Here is a 5,801-nt window from a genome sequence, read left to right as displayed (position 1 = left end):
GGCATCGGCGGCACCCGCGCCGTCTGCGACGGACACCTCCACACCTGGGCCAACAGCGCCGTCGTGAAGGACCCCGCCTACCGGCCGGGCGCCGCCCGGGTGGAGGCCACCCTCCTGCAGCTCACGGCCGGCGCGTCGGGCCTGCCGCTGCCCGGCTTCCTCGCCGCCGAGCAGGCGGACGTCGAACTGCGGTAACCACGTCGAACGGCTCAGCCGAGCAGCTCGATCAGGCCCTCCCGGCCGAGCAGCTCCAGCTCGTCGAGGGCCACCACGGCACGGGCCGCCGCCTCCGGGTCGGAGGCGGCGAGGCCGCTCGCCGCGAACTCGTCCTCGTCGAGCCGCAGCACCTCGCTGCCGTCCGCCGACACCCACAGGTCCAGGTCCAGGTCCTCGACCACCACCCCGGAACCGTCGATCACGGCCGGCCGGGTGATGTCGCAGTACCAGCCCTTCAGGGCGCCGTCGCCCGACCACACCTCCTTGACCGTGAACCAGCGGTCGCGCCAGTAGTGCTCCACGAACACGTCACCCGGCTCGAACCGCACGAAGCCGAAGTCCCGCACCCCCTCGGCCGCCCACGGGGCACGCACCGACAGCCGGGCGCCCTCCTCCGTGAGCACCTCGGCCGGGTAGCGGATCTTCGTCCTGCCCGCCTTCGTCAGGGTGATCTCAACCGATCGTCCGGACATACCGCACCTCCGTCGCACTGATCTCGTAACCGAACCACTTGTTGATCGCCAGCATCGGCCCGTTGCCGGCGTCGTTCCCCGTGAACGCCTCCACGCAGCCCGCGGCCCTGGCCCGGTGCAGCGAGGCGTTCTTGGCGAGCTTCGCGAGCCCGCGGCCGCGGTACGCGGGCGCCGTGCCGGTCATCCCCGAGGAGTACCGGCCGAGCCCGTCCGTCTGCGCCGCGCTGAACGCCGCCGGCACCCCGTCGACCACCGCGACCGTCGTCAGCGCCCGGTCGAGCAGCGGATGCTCCCAGGTGGTCTCCCGCCAGTGCGCGTAGTCGTCGAGCTCCGCGCCCACGTCGCCCGGCTCGTCCGCCGTCGTCACCGCGTCGAGCTCGAAGAGCGGCCGGGGGTCGTCCGCGAAGTCCTCGGCCGTGCGCAGCTCGACACCGGCCGGCGGGTCCTGGAGCGGCGGCAGTCCGGCCGTCGCGAGGTCGAGCCGGAGGAAGTGCGCGGACCGGCTCGGAGCGTAGCCGCGCCGCTCGGCCCACGCGTGGTTCGCCGGCTCGTCCAGGACCCAGCTGTACAGCGTCCGCGCGCCGAGCCCCTCCAGGTACTCCTCGGCGGCGCGCAGCAGCAGCGTCCCCGCGCCGAGCCCCAGGCGGGCGGGGTCCACGTACACGTTGGCGTAGCCGATGCCGGGCCTCGGGGCGTCGTGCGCGATGCCCACCTGGGCGGTCCCGATGATCCCGCCGTCCTCGGTCACGGCGACCAGCGGGCGGTAGTGGCTGTCGGGGTGGGCGTGCGCCCAGTCGAACGCGAGCTGCTCGGCGGTGGCGAGCATGAAGGGCAGCGCTGCCCGGCGGACCCGGGCGAAACCCTCGGTGTCGCCGGGTCGTACATCACGGACGATCACAGTCATGTGGCGGCACGCTACGGGCGCGGGAGGTGCCACCGCCTCCCATTTTCCGGTGGGGTGGGGGCAGAATCGGCGGGGTGACACTCACCATCGCTGTGGACCATGGATCCACCACCGCTCCATACGAACAACTGCGGGCCCAGATCTCGGAGAGGGCCCGGTCGGGCAGACTGCCGGTCGGATACAAGCTGCCGACGGTACGAGGGCTCGCGGAGCAGCTCGGCCTCGCCGCGAACACGGTCGCGAAGGCGTACAAGGCGCTGGAGGCGGACGGAGTCATCGAGACGCGCGGGCGTCACGGCACCTTCGTCGCCGCCGCGGGTGACGCGGCGACCCGCCGGGCCGCCACCGCCGCCGCCCAGTTCGCCGAGGAGGCCCGTCGCCTGGGCCTCAGCCGCGAGGCCGCGGAGGCAGCGCTGAACGAGGCGCTGCGGGCGGCGTACGACAGCTGACGGCCCCTTCTCCGGGCCTTACAAGTACAGACCCGCCCCCGCAGTGCGGGGCTCCGGGAGGTCCGCCGAGGGCGTGCCGCGGCGGAGCGCGAACAGCTCCGCCAGCGTCGCGCCCTCGCGCGGCACGTCCTCCTCGCGGCCGAGCCACTCCACCGACTCGGCCCGGCTCAGCGGTCCGACCTCGATGCGGGCCAGGCAGCGGCCCGGCCGGACCACCGCCGGATGCAGCCGCTCCAGGTCCTCGTTGGTGGTGACCCCGACCAGGACGTTGCGCCCCTGGCCGAGCAGCCCGTCCGTCAGGTTGAGCAGCCGCGACAGGGCCTGCCCCGCCGTGTGCTTCGCCCCGCCGCGGATCAGTTCGTCGCAGTCCTCCAGGAGCAGCAGCCGCCAGCGCTCCTTCGACGTGCCGTCGTCCTCGCCGATGGCGATGTCCATCAGATAGCCGATGTCGTTGAAGAGCCGCTCCGGGTCGAGCACGCAGTCCACCTGGCACCAGTCCTGCCAGGCCCGGGCCAGCGTCCGCAGCGCCGAGGTCTTGCCCGTGCCGGGCGGGCCGTGGAGCAGCAGGAGCCGGCCGCTGATGTCCTCCGGGGTCACCTTCATCAGCCGGTCCATCGACTCGGCCACCGGTGCCGAGTAGTTGGACCGGACCTCCTCCCAGGTCCCGGCGCTGATCCGGCGGGCCATCCGGCGCGGGCCGCGCTGCGGAGCCACGTACCAGAACCCCATCGTCACGTCCTCGGGCTCCGGCTCGGGTTCGTCCTTCGCCCCGTCCGTGGCCTCGGCGAGGATCCGCTTCGCCAGCTCCGGGTCGGTCGCCGTGACGGTCACGTCCGCGCGCCGGTTCCAGCGGGAGGAGAGGATCGTCCAGCCCTCGCCCTCGGCGAGCACCGAACTGCGGTCGTCGTCCTTCGCCGCCCGCAGCACCCGCGCCCCCTCGGGGAGCAGCGTCGCGTCGGGCTTCGCCCGGTCCAGGGTGGTGCTGTGCGCGTGCGGCTGCTCCCCGGTCGCGAAGCGGTCGAGGAACAGCGCGTCCAGGACGTCCCCCGGCGAGTCGCTGTCGTCGAGGTTGACGATGACGGGCAGCGACGCGGTCGTCGGCTGCAGCGGGGCGGGCGGTACGGCGGGGGTGTCGGACATGACGCCCATGATCGGGCAAGCGGCAAGGCGGCGCACGGGGTTTTGCAGGTGCCCCGATTGGCCGGATCTCGACGGTCCTTGACGGAGGGTCAGGCTCCGTTCGTCCCCAGTTTTGACATGAACACTTCCGGAGGGGCGGATCCGATGCTACTACCTGGTAGCGCAGAGATCCTGCTACAGGGAGGTTCCATGAGACTGTCCCGTTTTGCCGCTCTTTCGTCCTCGCTCCTGCTCGGTGCCGTCCTCGCCCTCACCGGGGCGGGCGCGGCCCAGGCGGCCGAGACCGCCGCACTCGACTACGTGGCCCTGGGAGACTCGTACTCCTCCGGTGTGGGCGCCGGGAGTTACGACAGTGCCAGCGGCGACTGCAAGCGCTCCACGAAGGCGTATCCGGTCCTGTGGAAGAACGCGAACGCCCCCTCCTCGTTCGCCTTCACCGCGTGCTCGGGCGCCCGAACGGGTGATGTGACCGCGAATCAGCTCGGCCCCCTCTCGGCCGCCACCGACCTGGTCTCCATCACGATCGGGGGAAATGACGCCGGTTTCGCCGACGTCATGACGACCTGTGTGCTGCAGTCCGAGGCCACCTGCATCAACCGCGTGAATCAGGCCAAGGCCTACGTGGACACCACGCTCCCCGGCAAGCTCGACTCCGTCTACGACGCCATCCGGAGCAAGGCGCCCGCCGCCCATGTCGTCGTCCTCGGCTACCCGCGCTTCTACCAGCTGAACGGCAGCTGCATCGCCGGCCTGAGCGAGAACGAGCGCAGCGCCATCAACGACGCCTCCGACTACCTCAACGCGGCCACCGCCAAGCGCGCGGCCGACCACGGCTTCACCTTCGCCGGCGTCGTCCCCGCCTTCACCGGACACGAGATCTGCTCGAGCTCGTCCTGGCTGCACAGCGTCAACTGGCTCAACATCGGCGAGTCGTACCACCCGACCGCCGCCGGACAGTCCGGCGGCTACCTGCCCTCGTTCAACGGGGCGCTGTAGCCGGACCGTCGCCGGGTCCGACCGGAGCGGTGCTCGTGACACCGCCGGGGCCGGGCCCGGTATCCGGTCCGTCGTCCCGTACCGCCTGATACGTCAACACACCCGCGATCAGTAGCGCCCCGACGATCCCGGCCACCAGGACGGGCCCCCGGCGGGGCGCCGCCCGTGGCGGCCCCGGCGGCCGGGACGGCGTGGGCGACGTCCCGGTGCCGGCCTCGTCGCCCCGGTCCGTGCGGGGCGGGGCCGAAGCCTCCACCGGCGCCTCCCCGGTCCTCGGCGCACCGCCCGCCGCCACCCGGCGCAGCTCGTGCTCGACCTGATCGGCCGTCACGGAAGGCCCGCCGTCGGCGAGCCGGTCGATCACGGCGCCCAGCGGCCCGGACCGGTCGTCCGCCGCCGCCTCCAGGAGCGCCCCGAGGGCGCGCAGGTCCGCCTCCGCGTCCGTGCCCTCGTCCGGCGCGCCGCCGAAGCCGGTGACCACGACCCGCCCGTCGTTCGCGAGGAGCACCTGCCCCGGTGTCACGCCCCGGTGCGGTACGCCCGCCTCCCGGGCGGCCCGCAGGCCGGCGAGGACCTCGGCCCCGACGCGCGCGGCCTCCCGCGCGGGCAGTGGACCGCCGGCGTCGAGGGTCTCGGCGAGCGTGAGGCCCCGGACCAGCTCCGTCACGACCCAGGGCCGGCCGTCCTCGGTGACCACGCCGAGGACCCGTACGACGGAGGGGTGGGAGATCCGGGCGGCGGCCCGCGCCTCGCGCTCCCGCCGCGCGTACAGCAGGGGCACCTCGTCCATCGGCAGTCCGGCCGGAGCCCGGAACTCCTTGAGGGCCACCTCCTGGCGGTCCGTCTCGTCCAGGGCGCGCCAGACGGTGCCCGTCGCCCCCTCGGCGAGGACGTCGAGCAGCCGGTAACGACCCGCGATCACCGTCATGGATCCACGGTAGCCGAGGGGCGTCCGCACGGCTCCCGTCCTGCGCGGAGCCCCTCGGAGGACGGTCCGGACGATCTTGGTGGTGGAGATCACACACGCTCTCGTGTCCGCGGGTGACGGTCCGGAGTGCAGGATGGTTCGTGATGGTTCGGCAGGTGTTCGAGAGCTGTCCAACTCGCCCTGGAATCAGATGGATTCGGACAGTCACCGTCAACCCCCGTACGGGTGCGGTGAATCCCGCCGCCGGGATACACGGGTGTCGCGATGGGGCGATAGGGTTAACCTGCCCGGGTCGGGTGCCCTTGTACGGGTGGGGAGTGACATGGAACAGATAGCAATGCGCAGCAGGCCGCGAGTGCCTGCCATCACCTGCGGGAGCAGCGCGACCAGTTCGCGGCTCGACCGCCATCTCGCGGTGCTCGGCGGTCCCGCCGTGCCCCAGCGCGAGGTGGCCGAGGCGACGCTCCTCATGCGGGAACTGACGACGCGTACGCGTGAGGTGCCGGTGCACGGTCACCGCAGCCGCAGCGCGCGGGTCTCCCTCTTCGCTCCGCTCCGGCGCCTGCGCAGCTCGCTCTTCGGCACGCGCCACTAGCCCCGACGGCTCGGCCGCCCGTACGGCCCCGACGACGACCCCGCCGGACGTGTCCCCGCCCGTCCGGCGCTCCGTGCGTGCCCGGAGCGCCGGACGGGCG

At 73.1% G+C, this 5,801-nt stretch carries 8 protein-coding genes; 4 read left to right on the top strand and 4 right to left on the bottom strand.

Features of this window, described 5'->3' with window-relative positions; genetic code table 11:
• The coding region (locus CCN56_RS27165; protein ID WP_256962172.1) for a DUF6299 family protein at positions 1 to 195 on the top strand (195 nt) is incomplete at its 5' end.
• Between the two features lie 14 nt (positions 196 to 209).
• Here CCN56_RS27165 and CCN56_RS27160 read toward each other — a convergent pair.
• Both CCN56_RS27160 and CCN56_RS27155 read right to left on the bottom strand, forming a co-directional pair.
• A complete protein-coding gene (locus tag CCN56_RS27160; protein ID WP_041128469.1) occupies positions 210 to 689 on the bottom strand; it encodes a DUF402 domain-containing protein in 480 nt (159 codons plus the stop codon).
• Complete coding sequence (locus CCN56_RS27155) at positions 670 to 1,593, bottom strand: GNAT family N-acetyltransferase (protein ID WP_086830592.1); 924 nt, start codon at positions 1,591 to 1,593, stop codon at positions 670 to 672. The genes CCN56_RS27160 and CCN56_RS27155 overlap by 20 nt, the downstream gene beginning before the upstream one ends.
• Before the next feature lie 74 nt (positions 1,594 to 1,667).
• Here CCN56_RS27155 and CCN56_RS27150 point away from each other — a divergent pair, with 74 nt between their 5' ends.
• Complete coding sequence (locus CCN56_RS27150) at positions 1,668 to 2,042, top strand: GntR family transcriptional regulator (protein ID WP_041128467.1); 375 nt, start codon at positions 1,668 to 1,670, stop codon at positions 2,040 to 2,042.
• 18 nt (positions 2,043 to 2,060) lie between these two features.
• Here the strand turns inward: CCN56_RS27150 and CCN56_RS27145 are convergent, their stop codons facing one another.
• Entirely contained in the window at positions 2,061 to 3,191 is a 1,131-nt protein-coding gene (locus CCN56_RS27145) for a DUF5925 domain-containing protein (RefSeq protein ID WP_086830591.1), read from the bottom strand.
• A 180-nt stretch (positions 3,192 to 3,371) separates the two neighbouring features.
• Between CCN56_RS27145 and CCN56_RS27140 the strand changes: the two genes are divergently transcribed.
• On the top strand, positions 3,372 to 4,178 hold the full coding sequence (locus CCN56_RS27140; RefSeq protein ID WP_086830590.1) for an SGNH/GDSL hydrolase family protein: 807 nt from the start codon (positions 3,372 to 3,374) through the stop codon (positions 4,176 to 4,178).
• Here the strand turns inward: CCN56_RS27140 and CCN56_RS27135 are convergent.
• Positions 4,162 to 5,106, bottom strand: coding sequence for a protein kinase (locus tag CCN56_RS27135; RefSeq protein WP_086830593.1), 945 nt, complete (start codon positions 5,104 to 5,106; stop codon positions 4,162 to 4,164). The genes CCN56_RS27140 and CCN56_RS27135 overlap by 17 nt on opposite strands.
• 322 nt (positions 5,107 to 5,428) lie before the next feature.
• On the opposite strand from CCN56_RS27135, the gene CCN56_RS27130 reads away from it, so the two are divergent.
• Complete coding sequence (locus CCN56_RS27130) at positions 5,429 to 5,701, top strand: hypothetical protein (RefSeq protein WP_041128464.1); 273 nt, start codon at positions 5,429 to 5,431, stop codon at positions 5,699 to 5,701.
• Positions 5,702 to 5,801 lie beyond the last annotated feature (100 nt).

Source organism: Streptomyces sp. NRRL B-24572, from assembly GCF_002156145.1.
Taxonomy (GTDB): Bacteria; Actinomycetota; Actinomycetes; order Streptomycetales; family Streptomycetaceae; genus Streptomyces; species Streptomyces vietnamensis.
The sequence above is the reverse complement of the archived record's forward strand: the minus strand, read 5'-3'. Positions and strand labels throughout refer to the sequence as shown.

Bases quoted from the DNA above. Each gene is read 5' to 3' on its own strand.
- CCN56_RS27160 (WP_041128469.1), bottom strand. From the start codon at position 689: ATGTCCGGACGATCGGTTGAGATCACCCTGACGAAGGCGGGCAGGACG.
- CCN56_RS27155 (WP_086830592.1), bottom strand. From the start codon at position 1,593: ATGACTGTGATCGTCCGTGATGTACGACCCGGCGACACCGAGGGTTTC.
- CCN56_RS27145 (WP_086830591.1), bottom strand. From the start codon at position 3,191: ATGGGCGTCATGTCCGACACCCCCGCCGTACCGCCCGCCCCGCTGCAG.
- CCN56_RS27140 (WP_086830590.1), top strand. From the start codon at position 3,372: ATGAGACTGTCCCGTTTTGCCGCTCTTTCGTCCTCGCTCCTGCTCGGT.
- CCN56_RS27135 (WP_086830593.1), bottom strand. From the start codon at position 5,106: ATGACGGTGATCGCGGGTCGTTACCGGCTGCTCGACGTCCTCGCCGAG.
- CCN56_RS27130 (WP_041128464.1), top strand. From the start codon at position 5,429: ATGGAACAGATAGCAATGCGCAGCAGGCCGCGAGTGCCTGCCATCACC.